We start from the raw sequence: 19835 nt of genomic DNA on the forward strand, positions 1-19835 counted from the left end.
TTTCGGAGCACGACCTCTGGCCGAACACAGAGGAGACACGTGCCCGGAAAGCTACGCGTTCACGAGCTCGCCAAGGAGCTCGGCGTAACCAGTAAGGAACTACTCGCCACGCTCAAGGAGCAGGGTGAGTTCGTTAAGACTGCCTCGTCGACGATCGAATCCCCCGTGATTCGCAAGATGCGCGCGCACTACGCCGCCGACGAGAAACCCGCCGAGGATCCCCGGGCGGGGGCAGCCAAGGGTGGCGCCAAGCCCACCCCGAAGCCCGGTGCCAAGCCGAAGCCGGGCGCGCCCAAGCCCGGCCCCAAGCCGGGAGCCCCGAAGCCGGGTAAGCCGGCACCCAAGCCGGGTGCGGAGAAGCCGAAGCCGGGTAAGCCGGCGCCCAAGCCCGGTGCGAAGCCGGGCCCGAAGCCTGGTGCCGAGGCCGGCGAAAACAAGAGCGCCCCGCGGCCGATGCCGCGCCCGATGCCGAAGCCGGGCGGCAAGAAGCGTGTCGCCAACAACCCGTTCTCTTCGGGTGGCTCCAGCGAGCGTCCGGCGCCGCGTCCGGGTGGACGCCCGAAGCCGGGCGGCAAGCCGGGCCAGAATAAGGGCGGCAAGCAGGACAAGCGCCAGGAGTCTGGCGAGCGCAACAGCGGCGGACGTCGTCCGTCGCCGAACATGATGCCTTCGTCTCCGTCGCCGGGACAGATGCCGGCCAAGCAGGCCGGCTCCCGCGGGGGCCGCTCCGGCGGCGGCCGCGGGCGTGGTCCGGGCCGCGGTGGCGGTTTCGGCCGCGGCGGTCGGCGCGGCGGTACCGCGGGTGCTTTCGGGCGCCCGGGTGGCGCTCCGCGCAAGGGCCGCAAGTCGAAGCGGCAGAAGCGCCACGAGTACGAGGAGATGCAGCAGCACGAGGTCGGCGGTGTGCGCCTGCCGGACGGCAAGGGCAAGACCATCCGCCTGCGCCGCGGTGCCTCGCTGGCTGACTTCGCCGAGAAGATCGGCGCCGACCCGGCCTCCCTCGTCCAGGCGCTATTCAACCTGGGCGAGATGGTCACCGCGACCGCCTCGGTGCCGGAGGAGACCCTCCAGCTGCTCGGCGCCGAGATCAACTACACCGTCGAGGTCGTCTCCCCGGAGGACGAGGATCGCGAGCTGCTCGAGTCCTTCGACCTGCAGTTCGGTGCGGACGAGGGCGACGAGGAAGATCTCGCCCAGCGCCCGCCGGTGGTCACCGTCATGGGTCACGTCGACCACGGTAAGACCCGCCTTTTGGACTCGATCCGCAAGACGAACGTCGGTAAGGGCGAGGCCGGCGGCATCACCCAGGGCATCGGCGCCTACCAGGTGCCGCTGAAGATCGAGGGCGTCGATCGCAAGATCACGTTCCTGGATACCCCGGGCCACGAGGCGTTCACCGCGATGCGTGCCCGCGGTGCCAAGTCCACCGACCTGGCGATCCTGGTCGTCGCGGCCGACGACGGCGTCATGCCGCAGACCGTCGAGGCGATCAACCACGCTAAGGCGGCGGACATCCCGATCGTCGTCGCGGTGAACAAGGTGGATAAGCCGGAGGCCCAGCCGGACAAGATCCGTGGCCAGCTCACCGAGTACGACCTCGTGCCGGAGGAGTACGGCGGCGACACCATGTTCGTCGACGTCTCCGCCAAGCAGGGCGACGGCATCGACGCGCTGCTCGAATCCGTTGTCCTCACCGCGGACGCGGCCCTTGAGCTGCAGGCCAACCCGGACATGGACGCCCAGGGCGTGGCGATTGAGTCGCACCTCGACCGCGGCCGCGGCCCCGTGGCCACCGTCATCGTCCAGCGCGGCACCCTGCACGTGGGCGATCCCATCGTCGTCGGCTCCGCCCACGGCCGTGTGCGCCGCATGATCGACGAGTGGGGCGAGGACGTCGAGGAGGCCGGCCCGTCCAAGCCGGTCCAGGTCCAGGGCCTGTCCGGCGTGCCCGGTGCGGGTGACAACCTGCTGGTGGTTGAGGACGACCGCGTCGCCCGGCAGATCGCCAACCAGCGTGATGCCCGCAAGCGCTCCGCGGAGCAGGCGCGTCGCAAGAAGCGCGTCTCCCTCGAGGACCTGGATTCGGTGCTCAAGGAGACCTCGACGCTCAACCTCATCCTCAAGGGCGACAACGCCGGCTCCGTCGAGGCGCTGGAAGAGTCGCTGCTCAAGATCGAGGTGGACGACGAAGTCGAGCTGAACATCATCGACCGCGGCGTCGGTGCGGTTACGCAGACCAACGTCTCGCTGGCCGCCGCCTCGGACGCGGTGATCATCGCCTTCAATGTCCGCTCCGAGGGCAAGGCCACCGAGGAGGCCAACGCCGAGGGCGTGGATATCCGTTACTACACGGTCATCTACAAGGCCCTGGAAGAGGTCGAGTCCGCGCTCAAGGGCATGCTCAAGCCGATCTACAAGGAACACGATCTGGGTGCCGCCGAGATCCGCGCGATCTTCAAGGCCTCGGCCGTCGGCAACATCGCCGGCTGCATGGTCACCGAGGGCAAGATGAAGCGCAACGCCAAGGTGCGCGTCGTCCGCGACGGTAGCGTTTTGGCCAGCGATGTCTCGGTCAACTCGCTGCGTCACGAGAAGGACGACGTCAACGAGATCTCCGCCGGCTACGAGTGCGGTATGGTCCTGAGCTACCAGGACTTCCAGGTCGGCGACCAGATCCAGGCCTACGAGATGGTCGAGGTCCCGCGCGACTAGCCCGGGGAAAAGATGGCCAGCACTCTGTGGGCGGTCAGTGACTTACACGTCACCTTCGCGGCCAACCGCGAGCGGGTCGCCCGGCTTGCGGGCCCACAAGACTGGCTCATCGTCGCCGGCGACGTCGCCGAGAAGATTCCCGACGTCGTCGCCGCCCTCAAGGGCTTAAGCGAGCGCTTCGCGAAAGTCATTTGGGTCCCCGGCAACCACGAGCTGTTCAATCGACGCAGCGATCGAATCAACGGCAAGGCCCGCTACCGGGCGCTGGTCGGGGAGCTGCGCGCGCTCGGGATTATCACCCCGGAAGATGAATTTCCCGTCTTCGCCGGGGTGATAATCTGCCCGCTGTTTACGCTTTATGATTACTCCTTCGGGCCCGCGGCACTGACCGTAGAGACCGCCCGGATGGCAATGGACGATGAGATCGCCATCGCCCCCTACGTGGATATCCGCTCCTGGTGCGCCGAGCGCGTCGACTACTCCCGCCGCCGCCTCGAGGCGCTGAACGCTCCGACCATCCTTATCAACCACTGGCCCTTGGTCGAAGAACCGACCGCCCGGCTGAGGCATCCCGATCTGGCGCTGTGGTGCGGCACCCGCGCCACCCGGGATTTTCCGCTGCGCTACCGGGCCCGGTGCGTGATCCACGGCCACCTCCACGCGCCAGCGGAACAGCGCGTGGACGGCATCCCTCACATCGACGTCTCTCTGGGCTATCCCTTCGAAACCCACCACGGGTCACGCCCGTGGCCGGTGCCGTTGCTCGAGCGCTGACGGGGTAGGATCGGGGAGATTACAGCTGACATCCCAGACGATTTCAGGGGGTTTGAAAGATGGCGGATCACGCCCGCGCGGGCCGCATGGCCAAGCGCATCCAGACCATCGTCGCATCCACGCTCGAGCGCCTCCACCACAAGGACCGGCGCCTGGAGACGATCACCGTCACCGACACCCGCGTTACCGGTGACTTGCACGACGCGACCGTGTACTATACCGTGCGCGGAATCAACATCGACGACGAGCCGGATACCGACGCCGCCGCCGAGGCCCTCCACCGCCACCGGGGCTTCCTGCGCAAGACCGTCGGCGACAACCTCGGGGTGCGCTTCACCCCGACGCTCTCCTTCGAGCTCGACACCATCCCGGAGACCTCCGCCCACATGGAGGACCTGCTCGCCCGCGCCCGCCAGCGCGACGAGGAGCTCGCCCGCCAGCGCGAGAACGCCCAGCCGGCCGGCGATGCCAACCCTTACCGGGTACCGGGAAGCGAGGAGCACGAGTAGTGATCGGTTCCTACCAGGCATGCGCCGAGCTGCTGGAGGAGGCCGACTACATCAGCATCGTCACCCACCTGCGCCCGGACGCCGACGCCATCGGTTCCACGGTCGCTCTGGGCCGCGCGCTCGAGCTAATCGGCAAGAAGGTCACGATGCACGTGGGCCAAAACCACCCGGTGCCGCGCACCTTTTTGACCATCCCCGGCGCAGATAGGGTACGCGAGGCCCACGAGCTGCCCACCGACCAGGACCTCATCGTCACCGTCGACTGCGGTTCGCTCGATCGCACCGGCGCCATCTCGGGCTATCTGCACTCGCGTCTCGACGACCTTCTGGTCATCGACCACCACGCCTCCAACACCGGCTTTGGCTCCACCAACCTCATCGACCACACCGAGTCGACCACGGTGATCCTGCGCGATCTCATCGAACTGCTCGGGGTCAGGCTGGATAAACCGATGGCGCATGCCCTCTATGCCGGGCTGATGACGGATACCGGCAGCTTCCGCTGGGGCAGTCCGCGCATGCACGAGTTGGCCGCCGAACTGATGGAACACGGCCTGGATACCCGCCAGATCGCCGTGGATCTTCTCGATGCCACCTCGACGGCCGACGTCCAGATGATCGGCCGGGTGCTGTCCGGCCTGCAGGTCCGCGAGACCGGCAACCACCGCGCGGCGATCCTCATCGCCGACGTAGAGACCATCAGCGGGCACTCGCATGCCGCAGTCGAGGCGCTCATCGACTTCGTGCGCGCCCTCGAGGGCACCGACATCGGTGCGGTATTCAAGGAGCAGGTGCCGGGCCGCTGGGCGGTCTCGCTGCGCTCCTCCAGCCTCGACGTCTCCCAGATCGCGGTCCGTCAGGGCGGGGGAGGCCACGTCCCGGCCGCGGGGTATACCACGTTCGGCACCCGCGAGAAGATCGTCTCGGAGTTTCTGGACGTGTTGGGGGAAACTCCGTGACACAGAGAGAGGATACGACGCCGGAGGAGGCTGCCCAGCAGGTCACCGCGCGGAAGATCTTCTCGCTTGCCCTTCCGGCGCTCGGCGTGCTCGCGGCCATGCCGCTGTATTTGCTGCTGGATACCGCCGTGGTCGGCCGCCTCGGCGCCCTCGAGCTCGCCGCCTTAGCCGCCGGCGCGGCAGTGCAGTCCGCGCTCACCACGCAGCTGACCTTTTTGTCCTATGGCACCACCGCGCGCAGCTCCCGGCTCTATGGCGCCGGCCACCGCCAACGCGCCGTCGCGGAGGGAGTCCAGGCCACTTGGCTGGCCCTAGGCGTCGGGCTGGTGCTGGCCACGCTCGTGTGGGTCTTCGGCGAGCAGATCGCACTGTTTCTCGCCGGGGATCCGACCGTCGCCGCCGAGACCACCCACTGGCTGCGTATCTCCGCCTTCGCGATCCCCTTGACACTGATCATCATGGCCGGCAACGGCTGGATGCGAGGCATCCAGGACACCCGCCGGCCGCTGTATTTCGTGCTCGCCGGGGTCATCCCGGGAGCGATTGCCATCGTCGTTCTCGTCCAACGCTACGGGCTGGTGGGCTCCGCGATGGCGAACGTGCTCGGCATGGGGATCAGCTCCGTGCTCTTTCTCATCTGCCTGGCCCGCGAGCACACCGGTGACTACCGGCCGCGGCCCAAGGTGATCGGCAAGCAGCTGGTGTTGGGCCGCGATCTCATCCTGCGCTCGTTGTCCTTCCAGGTCGCGTTCTTATCAGCGGCTGCCGTCGCCGCCCGCTTCGGCACCGGCGCCCTCGGCGCGCACCAGGTCATGCTGCAGCTGTGGAACTTCCTCACCCTCGTGCTCGACTCTCTGGCGATCGCCGCGCAGTCGCTCACCGGCGCCGCGCTCGGCAAGGGCTCGCGCGAGATCGCCCGGAGCATCGGGCGTCGCGTGACCGTCTACTCGGTGATCTTCGCCGCCGGCCTCGCCATAATCTTCGCCCTCGGCGCCGGGATCATCCCGCGGATCTTCACCACCGACGAGCTCGTGCTGGAGGCCATGCGCGTGCCGTGGTGGATCTTCATCGTCATGATCCTGCTCGGCGGGGTGGTCTTCGCCCTTGACGGCGCGCTGCTCGGCGCCGGCGACGCCGCCTTCTTGCGCACCATCTCCATCGGCGCCGTCCTGTTAGGCTTTTTGCCCGGCATCTGGATCTCCTATGTGGTCGACGGCGGGCTCGCCGGCATCTGGCTGGGCCTTTTATTCTTCATCGCCATCCGCTTGGTCGGCGTAGCCTGGAGGTTCGAGTCGATGCGCTGGGCCATCGTCGGCGAAAAAGGAGTGAACGAGAAGTGAGCACGCTGTGGGCGGTAGCTGACTTACACGCCGCCGTCGCCAAGAACCGCCAGCAGCTGGGACGTATCACCCCGCAGCACCCGAAGGACTGGCTCATCGTCGCCGGCGACGTCGCCGAACGCACCGAGCTCGTCCTGCGCGTGCTCGGTGACCTCAAGCGCCGCTTCGCCCGCGTGATCTGGGTGCCGGGCAACCACGAGCTGTTCTCCCGCTCCGCCGATCGCTATACCGGCCGCGCTAAGTACACCGAACTGGTGGAAGGCTGTCGGGCGCTCGGCGTCGACACCCCGGAGGATCCTTACCCGGTTTTCGACGGCGTGACCATCTGCCCGCTGTTTACCCTCTATGACTACTCCTTTCGCGGCCCGGGCATGACCGTCGAGCAGGCCATCGAGCAAGCCCATGAGCGTTCGCTGGTCATGACCGACGAGTTCGCGATCGCCCCGTTCGTCGATATCCGCGCCTGGTGCTGGGACCGGCTTGCCTACACGGTCAAGCGCATGTCGCGCATCACCGGCCCGACGATCCTCATCAACCACTGGCCGCTGGTGCAAGAACCCGTCCATAAGATGGCTTTCGCCGAGATCGCCCTGTGGTGCGGCACTAGGCATACCCGCACCTGGCCGGAGCGTTACCAGGCCCAACAGGTCATCTTCGGCCACCTGCACATGCCCGGCGAGACCGTCGTCAAGAACATCCCACACCGCGAGGTCTCCCTCGGCTACCCGCGCGAATGGGAGCGGAGGAAAACCCCCGAGCCCTGGCCCTACCCGGTGATGCGGCGGGAGGACGAGGATGCTTGACGACGTCTTACCTACCCAGGTCCGCTCCTGCTACCTCATCACCAGCGCCGGGAGCGCGGATCTCACCAACTTCGAGCACCTTCACCCGCTGGAGCGCACGATCGTGCACCGCGCCGTCGACGCCCGCCGCGCCGAGTTCGGCGACGCCCGCTGGTGCGCGCACCAGGCTTTGGGCCTGCTCGGCGTCGAGAAGGGGCCTATTCTGCGCGGCGAGCGGGGCATGCCGCTGTGGCCGACGGGCGTGACCGGCTCCCTCACGCACACGGAAGGCTTCCGGGCCGCGGCGGTGGCGCACACCAACGAGATCGCCTCGCTCGGCATGGACGCCGAACCCGCCCAGGGCCTGCCCGATCACGTGCTCGATTCCATTGCCCGGCCCAGCGAGCGCCCGCAGCTGAGCGAGCTCGCCGACCGCGGCATCGCGTGCGCCGATCGGCTGCTGTTTTGCGCCAAGGAGGCCGTCTACAAGGCCTGGTACCCGCTGACGTACCGGTGGTTGGACTTCGACGGCGCCGAGATCGCCCTGCGTGACGACGGCACCTTCATCGCCTACCTCCTCGTGCGCCCCACCCCCGTACCCCTCATCGAGGGGCGCTGGCGGATCAGCCGCGGGTATGTCGTGACGGCGGCGGTCGTCGAGAAGCTACAGCGTTGAGGGCCTAGCGACGAACACCGTTGACAGCCTGCGGCCCTTCTCCCGGATGAGCGCGATCGCCCGGCCATCCGGTGCCACCGCCGCATGGGTGCCGGTGAGCCCGCGTGGCTCGAGCCACTGGCCCATGGAGAGTTTCTTCGCCTCCTCGTCGGTGATGGGGCAGGTGGGGTAGCTGCGTATCAGCGCCGCGTCGAGGCTGAGGCTCAGCGCGGGGGAGTCCTGGAGCTCGTCGAGGCTGCTCGCGTCGGCCAGTGTGAACGGGCCGACCTCCGTGCGCCGCAGCGCCGTGAGATGCCCACCCACGCCCAGGGCCTCGCCGAGATCGCGCGCGAGCGAGCGGATGTAGGTTCCCGACGAGCACGCGACCGAGACGTCGACATCGATGCCCTCCGGTGTGCGCCGGAGCGCGTGGATATCGAAGCGGGTGATCTCGACCTCACGGGCGGGGATCTCGACGTTTTCGCCGGCGCGCACGCGCTCATAGGCGCGCTTGCCGTCGATCTTGATCGCCGAGACCGCCGCCGGTTTCTGCATGATGGTGCCGGTGAGCCCACTGACCTCGCGGGCGATCGCCGCGTCGGTGATTCCCGTGGTATCACCCGTGGAGAGGACGTCGCCCTCGGCGTCGTCGGTGGTGGTCGCCGCGCCGAGGCAGATGGTGGCGGCATAAGCCTTCGTGGAGGCCACGAGGTGGGTTAAGAACTTCGTGCCCCGGTTAATACCCGCCACTAACACCCCGGTCGCCATCGGGTCGAGCGTTCCGGCGTGGCCGACTTTGCGGGTGCCCATGATGCGGCGCAGGCGGCCGACGACGTCGTGAGAGGTCATTCCGGCCGGCTTATCGACGACAATAAGCCCCGAGTCCGTGAGCGAATCGGTCATGATCGGATTGTATGTCGTAGTCTGGGGCAGTGATTATTTGGCATGGTCTCGACGATGTCCACGCAGAGCTCGACGCCTCCGTGGTCTCCATCGGCGTATTCGACGGGGTGCACCGCGGGCACCAGCGGCTGATCAACACGGCCGTCTCCCTCGCCCGCGAGAAGAAGCTGCCCAGCGTCTTGGTCACCTTCGACCCGCACCCTAAGGAGATCTTCACGCCCGGCAACAACCCGCCGCTTTTAACCACCGCGGCGCAGCGTCAGCTGATGTGCGCGGAACTCGGCATCGACGCTGTGCTCGTCATCGACTTCAACCGCGAGCTCGCCGGTTTGAGCCCGGAAGACTATTTCCGGACGCTGCTCATCGACACCTTAGGCGCGCAGCACGTGGTGGTGGGGGAGAACTTCACCTTCGGCGACATGGGCCGCGGCACCTCCCAGACCATGGTGGAGCTCGGCGAGAAGTACGACGTGGGAGTCAGCGTCGTCGAACTGCTGCATGACGAAGACGAGCGCATCTGCTCGACGAATATCCGCGAGCATCTCGACGCCGGCGAGGTCGGCCGCGCCGCCTGGGCGCTCGGGCGCGCCTACTCCCTGACCGGCGAGGTCGTCCACGGCTCCGGCCGCGGCGGCGCGGAGCTGGGCTATCCTACCGCGAACCAGTACTTCCCGGATACCGTCGCCGTACCCGGCGACGGGGTCTACGCCGGCTGGTTCGTTATCGAGGGCGACGACTACATCGACGGCGACATGGAGCCCGGCCTGGCATACCCGGCGGCGATCTCCGTCGGCACGAACCCGACTTTCGGCGACGATCGCCGCAGCGTCGAGTCCTTCATCATGGACCGCCACGCCGACCTCTACGGCCATATCGCCACGGTGTATTTCGTGGAGAAGATCCGCGACATGGTGAAGTTCCACTCCGTCGAGGAACTGCTGGAGAACATGGCCCGCGACGTCCAGCGCACCCGCGAGATTCTTATCGACGCCCCGCGCCCTACGCCGCTGGGGCGCTAGACTTTGCGTCCGGGATCTTTTACACCCACTTTCACTTGTAGAGAAAAGGAGCAGCGTGACTAAGAAGATCATCCTCGATCTGGATACTGGTATCGACGACGCCCTCGCCCTCGCCTACGCCTTAGGCTCCGAGGAGCTCGAGCTCATCGGCGTGACCGGCACCTACGGCAACGTGCTGGTGGAGACCGGCGTGCGCAACTCGCTGGCGATCCTCGAGCTGTTCGGCCGCCCGGACATCCCGGTCTTCGCCGGCGTGCCGCACGCCTCCACCAAGGAGGGCTTCGAGGTGCTGGAGATCTCCGAGTTCATCCACGGTAAAAACGGCGTCGGCGAGGCCGAGCTGCCCGAGCCCACCGCGCAGGTCCAGGACACCTCCGCCGTCGACTTCCTCATCGAGTCGGTGCGCACCCACGGCGACGATCTGATCATCTGCCCGACCGGGCCGTCGACCACCATCGCCGCTGCCATCGAGAAGGACCCGAGCTTCGCCGAGAACGCCCACATCGTCATGATGGCCGGCGGGCTCACCGTCCCCGGTAACGTCTCCCCGGTGGCCGAGGCCAACGTCAACCAGGACCCCGAGGCCACGAACACCCTGTTCGCCAAGGCCCAGGACGTCACCATGATCGGCCTCGATGTCACCCTGCAGACGCTTCTGACCTACGAAGAGACGAAGAAGTGGCGCGAACTCGGCACCACCGGCGGAAACTTCCTCGCCGATGCCACCGACTACTACATCAAGGCCTACGACACCACCGCCCCGCACCTCGGCGGCTGCGGCCTGCACGACCCGCTGGCCGTCGGCGTCGCCGTCGACCCCTCGCTGGTCGAGCTCTTCGACACCAACCTCAAGGTCGACCTCGAAGGCGAGCTGCGCGGCCGCGTCATCGGTGACGAGACCCGCCTGAACGACAAGACCAAGACCGCCCACGTCGCCCTCGGCGTCGACACCGAGCGCTTCTTGGAGGAGTTCATGCGCCGTCTCACCAACCTCGCCGCCCAGACCCCGCAGGCCTAATTTGGGTACCCCCGGGAAGAGACGGTAGGCTAGCGCGAGGTTTGTGAAAGCGACTGCGGTCCACAGCAGTTGCGCCCACCGGGTATCAACCCGGTGCACTTTCATGTGGACTGAAACAACCAAGGAGTACCCATGTCCGCTGGAGCACAGAGCACCGAGCGCAAGAAGGAAATTCTCAAAGAGTACGGCCTGCACGAGACCGACACCGGCTCGCCCGAGGCACAGGTCGCCCTTCTGACCGACCGTATCTCGAACCTCACCGAGCACCTGAAGTTCCACCAGCACGACCACCACTCCCGCCGTGGCCTGCTGCTGCTCGTCGGCCGCCGCCGTGGCCTGCTCAACTACCTGGCCGAGACCAACATCGACCGCTACCGCGACCTGATTGGGCGCCTGGGCCTGCGTCGATAAGCACCGGGCTTTTTTCATCCCCGCTCGCCGCATCGCCGATGAGCGGGGCTTTCTGCGTATTGGGGCAGGTCAGTGATACCGTTAGCCGCGGAGTCTAAAGCAAACGACCAACCGAACCGGGGCGGCACCGACGATCGCCCCCGAAAGCCCAGTTACGAGGAGTGACGAGCACACCTATGAGCAGCAATCCCGCTGTGGAATTCTTCGAGGACGAGGAATTCGGCATCACCGAGGCCGTAGCCACCATCGACAACGGTGACTTCGGCACCCGCACCATCCGCTTCGAAACCGGCCAGCTCGCCCGCCAGGCCGGCGGATCCGTGACCACCTACCTGGATGACGAGAACATGCTTCTCGCCACCACCACCGCCTCGAACAACCCCCGCGAAGGCATCGACTTCTTCCCGCTGACCGTGGACGTCGAAGAGCGCATGTACGCTGCCGGCCGCATCCCGGGTTCGTTCTTCCGGCGTGAGGGACGCCCGTCGACAAACGCGATCCTCGCCGCCCGCCTCATCGACCGCCCGCTGCGCCCCACCTTCGCCAAGGGTCTGCGCAACGAGGTCCAGTGCGTGATCACCGTGATGAGCCAGGTGCCGGAGGACTACTACGACGTTGTGGCCATCAACGGCGCCTCCGCGGCCACCCAGCTGTCCGGCCTGCCGGTCTCCGGCCCGGTCGGCGGTGTGCGCGTCGCCCTGATAGCCGACAAGAAGCACAAGAAGGGCCAGTGGGTCGCCTTCCCGAACCAGCTGCAGCGCGAGCGTGCCGTCTTCGAGATGGTCGTCGCCGGGCGCATCGTGGAAAAGAAGAAGGGCCGCAAGAAATTCAGCGACGTCGCCGTCATGATGGTCGAGGCCGGCGCGGGTGCTGACACCGTCGCCCGCATCGCCGACGGCGCCCCCGCACCGACCGAGTCCGTCGTCGCCGAGGGCCTCGAGGCCGCCAAGCCTTTCATCCGCACGCTCTGCGAGGCGCAGATCGGCCTGGCCGAGCGCACCGCGCGTGACGAGCAGGAGTTCGTCCTCTTCCCGCCGTACACGGACGAGGTGTACGCGGCCGTCGAGAAGAAGGCGACGAAGAAGCTCAGCAAGCTCATGACCATCGAGTCCAAGGCCGAGCGCGAGGACGCCACCAACGTCTACATGGTCGAGATCGAAAACGACCTCATCGACAGCTTCGACTCGGACGACGAGGTGACCGTCGGCAAGGAAATCCGCGCCGCGTTCAACGCGCTGATGAAGCAGATCGTGCGCGACAAGATCCTCACCGACGGCTTTCGTATCGACGGCCGCGGGGTCACCGACATCCGCGACCTGGGCGTCGAGCTCGACCTCGTTCCCCGCGCCCACGGCTCGTCGCTCTTCGAGCGCGGCGAGACCCAGATCCTCGGCGTGACCACCCTCGACATGCTCAAGATGGAGCAGCAGATCGACGCGCTGACCCCCGAGACCTCCAAGCGCTACATCCACCATTACAACTTCCCGCCGTACTCCACCGGCGAGACCGGTCGCGTCGGCTCGCCGAAGCGCCGCGAGATCGGCCACGGCGCACTCGCCGAGCGCGCCATCGTGCCCGTGCTGCCCAGCCGGGAGGACTTCCCGTACACCATCCGCCAGGTCTCCGAGGCCCTGGGCTCCAACGGCTCGACCTCCATGGGCTCGGTGTGCGCCTCGACGATGTCGCTCTACAACGCGGGCGTGCCGCTGCACGCGCCGGTCGCTGGCATCGCGATGGGCCTCGTGTCCGGCGAGGTCGACGGCAAGGAGCGCTTCGTCACCCTGACCGACATCCTGGGCGCCGAGGACGCCTTCGGCGACATGGACTTCAAGGTCGCCGGCACCGAGGACTTCATCACCGCCCTCCAGCTGGACACCAAGCTCGACGGCATCCCCTCCGAGGTGCTCGCGAGCGCGCTCGAGCAGGCCAAGGATGCTCGCCTGGCGATCCTCGACACCATCGCCGAGGTCATCGAAGGCCCCGACGAGATGAGCGAACTCGCCCCGAAGATCACCACCGTCAAGGTCCCCGTGGGCAAGATCGGCGAGGTCATCGGGCCGAAGGGCAAGAACATCAACTCGATCACGGAAGAGACCGGCGCCGACGTCTCCATCGAGGACGACGGCACCGTCTACGTCTCCGCCACCAACGGCAAGGCCGCCGACCAGGCCGTCGAGCGCATCAACGCGATCGCCAACCCGCAGCAGCCGAAGGTAGGGGAGCGTTACCTCGGCACCGTGGTGAAGACGGTTGCCTTCGGCGCCTTCGTCTCCATCACCCCGGGCAAGGACGGCCTCGTCCACATCTCCAACCTCGGTGGCGACGAGCGCATCGAGAAGGTCGAAGACGTGGTCAACGTCGGCGACAAGATCCAGGTCGAGATCGCCGACATCGACAACCGCGGCAAGATCTCCCTCGTCCCGATCGAGGACTAGGCCGGTTGGTCAGTCCGTGGGTTTGCCGCTCGGGTCTTTTGAGTAACTGCCGACGGTGGGGCTCGGTTTGGGTTTGTTGTCGGTAGTTACTTGAATCTTGGGGGGCGTTTCGGCCGGATCCACCCTGATTTTGAAGTAACTACCGACTATAATCCCCGTTTCGGCCTCGAACCCTCAAGATCGTCGGTAGTTACTCAAACCCGAGCAACAACCAACAACCAACCCAGAAATCACTCCGCGAAGTCGATGACGACTCGGGCTGGGTTCTCCAGGATGGTCACTGCGTAGGGACGCGGCTCGCCTTTCACGCCGATCAGGAACTGTCCCTGGGCTTCGAAGATGCCGCCGTGGTAGATGTCGGCGATGATGCCGTGGTTGCCTGCGTCGGGGATCACACCAGCATCCCAGGTTTCCACACCGGATTCCGTGGGCGGAGCGAAGCCTTGCACGCCGATTTCGAAGAAGGAGTCGCCAGCCATGTCGACGGGGTAGCCGGAGGTGTGCTGGCGGGGGGCGTCGGTGTATCCGGCGAAGTAGCCGGGAGTGCCGTTGCCGGAGAGTTCGATTACGACGCGATCGAATCCTTCGTGGTCGCCGGCGCGGACGTCAGCGATGCTTAAGCCCCAATCGCCTTGGGCTGGTTCGTGGGTGTCTTCGGTCGTGCCGTTGTGTACCGATGCGGCGGCCACCGAGTCGTCGGGGGCGCCGCCCTCGGTGGTGCTACGGGACTCAGACTCACTCGCCGAAGTGTCCTCCGAGGTGGTCTCGGTGTCTTCCGACGGCGACGCCTCGGCGGTCATGGTGGTCGTCGAGGTGTCCGGGGTGGAGGCGGTGTCGGTTTCGTTGGTGCCGCAGGCAGCCAGCGCGAGTGCGGGTACGGTGACGGCGCTGGCGAGCGCCAGTGCATGACGGTACGTATGGGGCCAGTGTGCCGTAGTTTTCATAATTCTAACTTTACGTGAATCTGGCTGCGATCGATACCACTTCGGAGATTCCGTGGCCGGATCGTAACCGGCGAGCAAAGATACCTACACTGGGTCGCGGCCTTAAAACATCAGGCCTTAGAACACAAAAGACTACGAAAGGATGACCGCGCAATGGCGATCAAGGTTGGAGTTATCGGTGCCAAGGGTCGGGTTGGTTCGGCTGTCGTCGAGGGAGTCGGCGAGGAGCAGGACCTCGAGCTGGTTGCCGAGATCGATAAGGATGACGAGCTCACCCAGCTCACCGACGCCGGCGCCGAGGTCATCGTGGACTTCACCACGCCGAACGTCGTGATGGACAACCTCGAGTTCTGCATCCGCAATGGGATCCACTGTGTCGTCGGCACCACCGGTTTCGATGACGAGCGCTATGACCAGGTCCGCGCGTGGTGCAAGGAGAACCCGGAAGTGGGCGTGCTCATCGCCCCGAACTTCGCCATCTCCGCCGTGCTGACGATGGTGTTCGCCCGCCAGGCCGCGAAGTTCTTCGATTCGGCCGAGGTCGTCGAGTACCACCACCCGAACAAGCTGGATGCCCCGTCGGGTACGGTCGTGAAGACGGCGCGGGGGATTGCGGAGGCCCGTCGAGAAGCGGGGCTCGACGCCATGCCCGATGCCACCGAGCAGGCCCTCGACGGCTCGCGCGGCGCGGATGTCGACGGCGTCCACGTCCACGCCGTACGTATGACAGGCATGGTCGCGCACGAGGATGTGATCTTCGGTACCCGCGATCAGTCGCTGACCATCCGCCAGGATTCCTATGGCCGCACCTCGTTCGTGCCGGGTGTGGTCACCGGCATCCGCAACGTCGCGGACAACCCGGGCCTGACCGTCGGTCTGGACAAGTACCTGGGGCTGTAAACCGCGATGGCGATCGCACGTCAGCTGGATGTCCAGCTCATTGCCCATAGTCAGTTCACCCCGCCGAGCGGCACCGGTTGGGAGCCGCAAGACGGGGTGAGCGATGCGGAATCGCTCGTCGAGTTCGCCGGCCGCGCCTGCTACGAGAGCTTCGACCGGCCCAACCCGCGCACGGCGGAGAACGACGCCTACCTGCGCCATCTCATGGAGGTTGGCCATCACGGCCCGCTCGAGCACGCGCACGCCACGATGTATGTGCGGGGCATCTCGCGCGCCGCCGCCAACGAGCTCATGCGGCACCGGCATTTCTCTTTCTCGCAGCTTTCGCAACGCTTCGTGCCCACGGAGAGCGCGGAGGTCGTCGTGCCCCAGGCTATCGCCGAGGACGAAGAGCTCAAGCGCCTGCTGCTCAACGCCGCCGACGAGGCCCGGTTTGTCTATGACGAGCTTCTCGACGCCCTGGAGCAACGGCTCGCCGACGAACCCAACGCACTGTTGCGTCGGAAACAGGCCCGGCAGGCGGCGCGGGCGATCCTGCCGAACGCGACGGAGTCACGGGTCGTGGTCAGCGGCAACCTGCGCACCTGGCGGCATTTCATCGCGGTGCGCGCCACCGAGCATGCTGACCTGGAGATTCGCACCCTGGCGGTGCGGTGTTTGCGGGTGCTTAGCGACGTCGCCCCCACCCTCTTCGCGGATTTCCAGATCCAGCAGTTAGCCGATGGCTCGGAGATGGCGATCAGCTCCTTGGTCTCCGAAATGTAGCCGAAGGTCACGCCGGTGCACCGTTTCTCGTAGTTGGCCTGTAACCTGGGGCCCTATGAGCACTGGTTTGACCGCGAAGAACGGAACGGACGCTTTCGGAACTGTCAGCGTCGCCATGGTCACCCCCTTCGGTCGTGACGGCGACGTCGACCTGACCGCCGGTCGCGCTCTGGCACGCCACCTCGTAAACGAGGGAGTCGACTCCCTCGTTCTCGCTGGCACGACCGGGGAATCGCCGACCACGACCACCGCGGAAAAACTCGCTCTTCTGAAAGCTGTCAAGGAAGAAGTCGGGGACGAGGTCAAGCTCATCGCCGGCGCGGGCACGAACAACACCGCGACCACGATCGAGATGGTTCAGGCCTCGGCTGAGGCGGGGGCGGATGCGTTGCTCGTCGTCACGCCGTACTACTCCAAGCCCTCCCAGGCCGGTATCCAGGCCCACTTCGAGGCCGTGGCCGATGCCACCGAACTGCCCATCTGCCTCTACGACATCCCGGGCCGCTCCGGTGCCGAGATCGCCTCGGATACGATCCGCGCCCTCGCCGAGAAGCCGACGATTCGGGCCTTGAAGGACGCTAAGGGTAATCTGGGTGAGTCCGCAGCGCTGATCCAGGAGACGGGCCTGGCCTGGTACTCGGGAGAAGACCTTCTGAACCTTCCGTTTTTGTCCATTGGAGCCACCGGTTTCATCTCCGTCATCGGGCATGCCGCCCCGGCGGCCCTCCGGCAGCTGCACACAAGCTTCGAGGAAGGCGACCTCGCCCGCGCACGGGAAATCAACGCCACTGTAATGAAGCCGCTGGCAGATGCCCAGGCCCGCCTGGGTGGAGTCAGTATGGCGAAAGCCGCCCTGCGTTTGCAGGGCATCGAGGTGGGAGACCCGCGTCTTCCGGTCGTCGGCCCCGATGACCAGGAGGTCGAGGAACTCCGCCGAGATTTGACCAATGCTGGAGTCTTATAAGTATGAACGAACCCCGTAACCGCTCCCGGAAAGTCACCCGCAAGGCTGGCCCGCCGGAGGCGGACAACATCGAGACCGCCTCGAACTCCGAGGCGGCTCCGGTTTTCCAGGCCCCGGATAAGAACGCGGCCGACAAGGACGAGAAGTCTGATAAGGGCGAGAAGTCCAACGGCAGGAACAACAACGGCAACAAGAAGAACAACCGCTCCCGTAACCGCGGTCGCCGTGGCGGCCGGGGTCGTGGTGGCAACAACGACCGGGGTAGCCGTCGTAACGTCGTCAAGTCCATGCAGGGCAACGACCTGACCAAGCGCCTGCCGGAGCCGCCGAAGCAGGCCAAGGGCAGCGTGCGTCTGTACAACCTGGGCGGTATCTCCGAGATCGGCCGCAACATGACCGTCTTCGAGTTCAACGGTCGTCTGCTCATCGTCGATGTCGGAGTGCTGTTCCCGTCGTCGGGGGAGCCGGGGGTGGATCTGATCCTGCCGGACTTCGGGCCGATCGAGAATAAGCTGGACAAGATTGACGGTATCGTCGTCACGCATGGTCACGAGGACCACATCGGCGCGATCCCGTGGATTCTGAAGCTGCGCAACGACATTCCGATCTACTCGGCGAAGTTCACCCTGGCGCTGATCGCGGCGAAGACGAAGGAGCACCGCCAGCGCCCGAAGCTGCACGAGGTCAACAAGGATTCCGATATCCAGGTCGGCCAGTTCCGCCTCCGCTTCTGGACCGTCGGCCACTCCATCCCGGACGCTCTGGGCGTGTCCATCAAGGCCGGCGGCAACCACATCGTCATGACCGGCGACATCAAGCTGGACCAGACGCCTTATGACGGCAAGCCGACCGACCTGCCCGCGCTGTCGCGCCTGGGCGATGAGGGCATCGACCTGTTTCTGGTCGACTCGACGAACGCCTCGACGCCGGGTATCTCGAACTCCGAGGCCGGCATCGAAGACGAGCTCATGCGCCTGGTACAGAAGGCCCGTCAGCGGGTGATCTTCTCCTCGTTCGCGTCGAACGTCTCGCGCGTGCAGATGGCGATCAACGCCGCCGTTGCCGCCAACCGCAAGGTCGCGTTCAACGGCCGCTCGATGATCCGCAACATGGAGATCGCGGAGAAGCTCGGCTACCTCAAGGCGCCGAAGGGCACGATCGTCTCGCTCAACGATGTCGCCAAGATGGCCCCGCACAAGGCCATGCTCATCACCACCGGCACGCAGGGTGAGCCGATGGCGGCGCTGTCGCGGATGTCGCGGCGCGAACACCGCCAGATCACCGTGCGCGACGGCGATACGATCATCATGTCTTCCTCGCTGATCCCGGGCAACGAGGAGGCTGTCTTCTCGGTGCTCAACAACCTCTCCCAGATCGGCGCCGAGGTGATCACCAACAAGGAGGCCAACATCCACGCCTCCGGCCACGGCTACGGCGGCGAGCTGCTCTTCCTCTACAACGCGGCGCGCCCGAAGAACGCCATGCCGGTCCACGGTGAGTGGCGCCACCTGCGCGCCAACAAGGAGCTGGCGATCTCCACCGGCGTGAAGCGCTCGAACGTGGTGCTGGCGCAAAACGGCGTCGTCGTCGAGCTCAACAACGGCAAGGCGGAGGTCGTCGGCCAGATACCGGTCGGCAACCTGTACGTCGACGGCGTCACCATGGGCGATGTCGACGCCGACGTGCTCAGCGACCGCACCAACTTGGGCGCCGGCGGCGTCATTTCGATCACGTGTGTCATCGACGACTCCTCGGGGCGCCTGCTCGAGGCCCCGCGCGTGTCCACCACGGGCTTTGCCGACGACGACCGCGGCGTGATCCCCGAGGTCACCGAGCTGGTCGAGTCCGCCATGACCGACCTGGCAGCCCAGGGCGAGAACGACACCTACCGCATGGTGCAGCAGCTGCGCCGCCGGGTGTCCAAGGAGATCGAGCACAAGTGGAAGCGCGAGCCGGTCATCCTGCCGACTGTCGTGCCCATGGGCGGCAGCGACGCGGAAGTCATCGAGGACGAGGACATCGAGAGCTCCCGCGAATCTCTCTAGAGTTCTCTCTACAGTGGAGGCATGAGTTTCTCCGCTACCGAACGCCAGCGGCTCGCTGATCTGCTGCTGGACAAAGGCCCCGATGCACCCACCCTCTGCGAAGGGTGGGCCACCCGCGATCTGGCTGCGCACCTCTATGTGCGCGAGCATCAGCCGCTGGCGGCCGCCGGCATGTTCGTCGGCCCGCTCAATAGCCGGCTAGAAGCCGCGATGCAGGCCCAGAAAGACCGCGACTATGAATCGCTGGTGCTGGACTGGGCCGCCGGGCCGCCGCGTTTGATCCCCATGCGTTTCCTCGACACCTGGGTCAACGCGGCCGAGCACTTCATCCACCACGAGGACGTGCGCCGCGGCGACGGCGTCATCGAGCCGCGCGAGTTCAGCCGCGAGGTGGAAAAGCAGTTCGTGCGCACCCTCAAAGCGGGGGCCTCGATGTTCATCACCGCCCCAGGCAAGCCCGTGGTCTTGACCCCTCCGGAGGATCCGCCGATCGTCGTGGGCGGCAAGCGCGGCGTCGCCGAAAAGGGCGACGATGTCATCCGTGTCTCCGGCGCCCCCGGCGAGCTTTTGCTCTGGGCCTATGGCCGCGACGCGGTGGAGGTGGACGTGACGGGTGATGCGTCCGTCGTGAAGCGCTAAAAATCTGCCGCCTGCGCCCGGTGTGGCTGATGTGAATGACGGGGCAAGAGATATTAGAGTT

Annotated in this window: 18 protein-coding genes; 16 read left to right on the top strand and 2 right to left on the bottom strand. The window is 66.2% G+C overall.

Annotated elements, in window-relative coordinates:
- The first annotated feature begins 39 nt into the window (after positions 1-39).
- The 7 genes from infB to C3B44_RS04545 are packed head-to-tail and all read left to right on the top strand — an operon-like array spanning position 40 to position 7752.
- Positions 40-2712: a translation initiation factor IF-2 gene (gene infB / locus C3B44_RS04515; RefSeq protein ID WP_108431333.1), complete on the top strand. Its 2673-nt coding sequence runs from the start codon at positions 40-42 to the stop codon at positions 2710-2712.
- Positions 2713-2724: 12 nt separating this feature from the next.
- Positions 2725-3486, top strand: coding sequence for a metallophosphoesterase family protein (locus C3B44_RS04520; protein WP_108431334.1), 762 nt, complete (start codon positions 2725-2727; stop codon positions 3484-3486).
- A gap of 59 nt (positions 3487-3545) precedes the next feature.
- Positions 3546-3995, top strand: coding sequence for a 30S ribosome-binding factor RbfA (rbfA, locus tag C3B44_RS04525; RefSeq protein WP_108431335.1), 450 nt, complete (start codon positions 3546-3548; stop codon positions 3993-3995).
- Positions 3995-4954 (top strand): DHH family phosphoesterase, encoded by a 960-nt coding sequence (locus C3B44_RS04530; RefSeq protein ID WP_108431336.1) that lies wholly within the window; start codon positions 3995-3997, stop codon positions 4952-4954. Before rbfA ends, C3B44_RS04530 begins: the two co-directional genes overlap by 1 nt.
- Positions 4951-6294: an MATE family efflux transporter gene (locus C3B44_RS04535; RefSeq protein ID WP_268876443.1), complete on the top strand. Its 1344-nt coding sequence runs from the start codon at positions 4951-4953 to the stop codon at positions 6292-6294. The genes C3B44_RS04530 and C3B44_RS04535 overlap by 4 nt, the downstream gene beginning before the upstream one ends.
- On the top strand, positions 6291-7097 hold the full coding sequence (locus C3B44_RS04540; RefSeq protein ID WP_108431337.1) for a metallophosphoesterase family protein: 807 nt from the start codon (positions 6291-6293) through the stop codon (positions 7095-7097). Before C3B44_RS04535 ends, C3B44_RS04540 begins: the two co-directional genes overlap by 4 nt.
- Entirely contained in the window at positions 7090-7752 is a 663-nt protein-coding gene (locus C3B44_RS04545) for a 4'-phosphopantetheinyl transferase family protein (protein WP_108431338.1), read from the top strand. Before C3B44_RS04540 ends, C3B44_RS04545 begins: the two co-directional genes overlap by 8 nt.
- Here C3B44_RS04545 and truB read toward each other — a convergent pair.
- Positions 7741-8634, bottom strand: a complete 894-nt coding sequence (gene truB, locus C3B44_RS04550; protein WP_108431339.1) for a tRNA pseudouridine(55) synthase TruB — start codon at positions 8632-8634, stop codon at positions 7741-7743. The two genes, C3B44_RS04545 and truB, sit on opposite strands and share 12 nt — an antisense overlap.
- A gap of 29 nt (positions 8635-8663) precedes the next feature.
- Here truB and C3B44_RS04555 point away from each other — a divergent pair, with 29 nt between their 5' ends.
- The 4 genes from C3B44_RS04555 to C3B44_RS04570 all read left to right on the top strand — a co-directional run bounded on the left by C3B44_RS04555 (position 8664) and on the right by C3B44_RS04570 (position 13517).
- A complete protein-coding gene (locus C3B44_RS04555; RefSeq protein WP_108431340.1) occupies positions 8664-9653 on the top strand; it encodes a bifunctional riboflavin kinase/FAD synthetase in 990 nt (329 codons plus the stop codon).
- A 55-nt stretch (positions 9654-9708) separates the two neighbouring features.
- The gene (locus tag C3B44_RS04560) at positions 9709-10671 is read left to right on the top strand and encodes a nucleoside hydrolase (RefSeq protein WP_108431341.1); all 963 of its coding nucleotides are present in this window, start codon (positions 9709-9711) and stop codon (positions 10669-10671) included.
- 132 nt (positions 10672-10803) lie between these two features.
- On the top strand, positions 10804-11082 hold the full coding sequence (rpsO, locus tag C3B44_RS04565; RefSeq protein ID WP_108431342.1) for a 30S ribosomal protein S15: 279 nt from the start codon (positions 10804-10806) through the stop codon (positions 11080-11082).
- 176 nt (positions 11083-11258) lie between these two features.
- Positions 11259-13517, top strand: coding sequence for a polyribonucleotide nucleotidyltransferase (locus C3B44_RS04570; protein WP_108431343.1), 2259 nt, complete (start codon positions 11259-11261; stop codon positions 13515-13517).
- Positions 13518-13747: 230 nt separating this feature from the next.
- Here the strand turns inward: C3B44_RS04570 and C3B44_RS04575 are convergent, their stop codons facing one another.
- Positions 13748-14461 (bottom strand): AMIN-like domain-containing (lipo)protein, encoded by a 714-nt coding sequence (locus C3B44_RS04575; protein WP_108431344.1) that lies wholly within the window; start codon positions 14459-14461, stop codon positions 13748-13750.
- A 153-nt stretch (positions 14462-14614) separates the two neighbouring features.
- On the opposite strand from C3B44_RS04575, the gene dapB reads away from it, so the two are divergent.
- Genes dapB through C3B44_RS04600 form a run of 5 tightly spaced genes read left to right on the top strand, consistent with a single transcriptional unit; the run spans position 14615 to position 19774 of the window.
- Positions 14615-15361 (top strand): 4-hydroxy-tetrahydrodipicolinate reductase, encoded by a 747-nt coding sequence (gene dapB / locus C3B44_RS04580; protein WP_108431345.1) that lies wholly within the window; start codon positions 14615-14617, stop codon positions 15359-15361.
- 6 nt (positions 15362-15367) lie between these two features.
- Positions 15368-16126 (top strand): FAD-dependent thymidylate synthase, encoded by a 759-nt coding sequence (thyX, locus tag C3B44_RS04585; protein ID WP_108431346.1) that lies wholly within the window; start codon positions 15368-15370, stop codon positions 16124-16126.
- Between the two features lie 55 nt (positions 16127-16181).
- The gene (gene dapA, locus C3B44_RS04590; RefSeq protein ID WP_108431347.1) at positions 16182-17090 is read left to right on the top strand and encodes a 4-hydroxy-tetrahydrodipicolinate synthase; all 909 of its coding nucleotides are present in this window, start codon (positions 16182-16184) and stop codon (positions 17088-17090) included.
- 2 nt (positions 17091-17092) lie between these two features.
- The gene (locus C3B44_RS04595; protein WP_108431348.1) at positions 17093-19135 is read left to right on the top strand and encodes a ribonuclease J; all 2043 of its coding nucleotides are present in this window, start codon (positions 17093-17095) and stop codon (positions 19133-19135) included.
- A 21-nt stretch (positions 19136-19156) separates the two neighbouring features.
- A complete protein-coding gene (locus tag C3B44_RS04600; RefSeq protein ID WP_108431349.1) occupies positions 19157-19774 on the top strand; it encodes a TIGR03085 family metal-binding protein in 618 nt (205 codons plus the stop codon).
- The last annotated feature ends 61 nt before the right edge of the window (positions 19775-19835 follow it).

Origin of the sequence: Corynebacterium yudongzhengii (assembly GCF_003065405.1) — a bacterium.
GTDB lineage: Bacteria > Actinomycetota > Actinomycetes > Mycobacteriales > Mycobacteriaceae > Corynebacterium > Corynebacterium yudongzhengii.

Excerpts from the sequence above, each read along its gene's own strand:
- rpsO (WP_108431342.1), top strand. The coding sequence starts at position 10,804 with ATGTCCGCTGGAGCACAGAGCACCGAGCGCAAGAAGGAAATTCTCAAA.
- C3B44_RS04545 (WP_108431338.1), top strand. The coding sequence starts at position 7,090 with ATGCTTGACGACGTCTTACCTACCCAGGTCCGCTCCTGCTACCTCATC.
- C3B44_RS04595 (WP_108431348.1), top strand. The coding sequence starts at position 17,093 with ATGAACGAACCCCGTAACCGCTCCCGGAAAGTCACCCGCAAGGCTGGC.
- C3B44_RS04520 (WP_108431334.1), top strand. The coding sequence starts at position 2,725 with ATGGCCAGCACTCTGTGGGCGGTCAGTGACTTACACGTCACCTTCGCG.
- dapB (WP_108431345.1), top strand. The coding sequence starts at position 14,615 with ATGGCGATCAAGGTTGGAGTTATCGGTGCCAAGGGTCGGGTTGGTTCG.
- dapA (WP_108431347.1), top strand. The coding sequence starts at position 16,182 with ATGAGCACTGGTTTGACCGCGAAGAACGGAACGGACGCTTTCGGAACT.
- C3B44_RS04570 (WP_108431343.1), top strand. The coding sequence starts at position 11,259 with ATGAGCAGCAATCCCGCTGTGGAATTCTTCGAGGACGAGGAATTCGGC.
- rbfA (WP_108431335.1), top strand. The coding sequence starts at position 3,546 with ATGGCGGATCACGCCCGCGCGGGCCGCATGGCCAAGCGCATCCAGACC.
- thyX (WP_108431346.1), top strand. The coding sequence starts at position 15,368 with ATGGCGATCGCACGTCAGCTGGATGTCCAGCTCATTGCCCATAGTCAG.
- C3B44_RS04600 (WP_108431349.1), top strand. The coding sequence starts at position 19,157 with ATGAGTTTCTCCGCTACCGAACGCCAGCGGCTCGCTGATCTGCTGCTG.
- C3B44_RS04575 (WP_108431344.1), bottom strand. The coding sequence starts at position 14,461 with ATGAAAACTACGGCACACTGGCCCCATACGTACCGTCATGCACTGGCG.
- truB (WP_108431339.1), bottom strand. The coding sequence starts at position 8,634 with ATGACCGATTCGCTCACGGACTCGGGGCTTATTGTCGTCGATAAGCCG.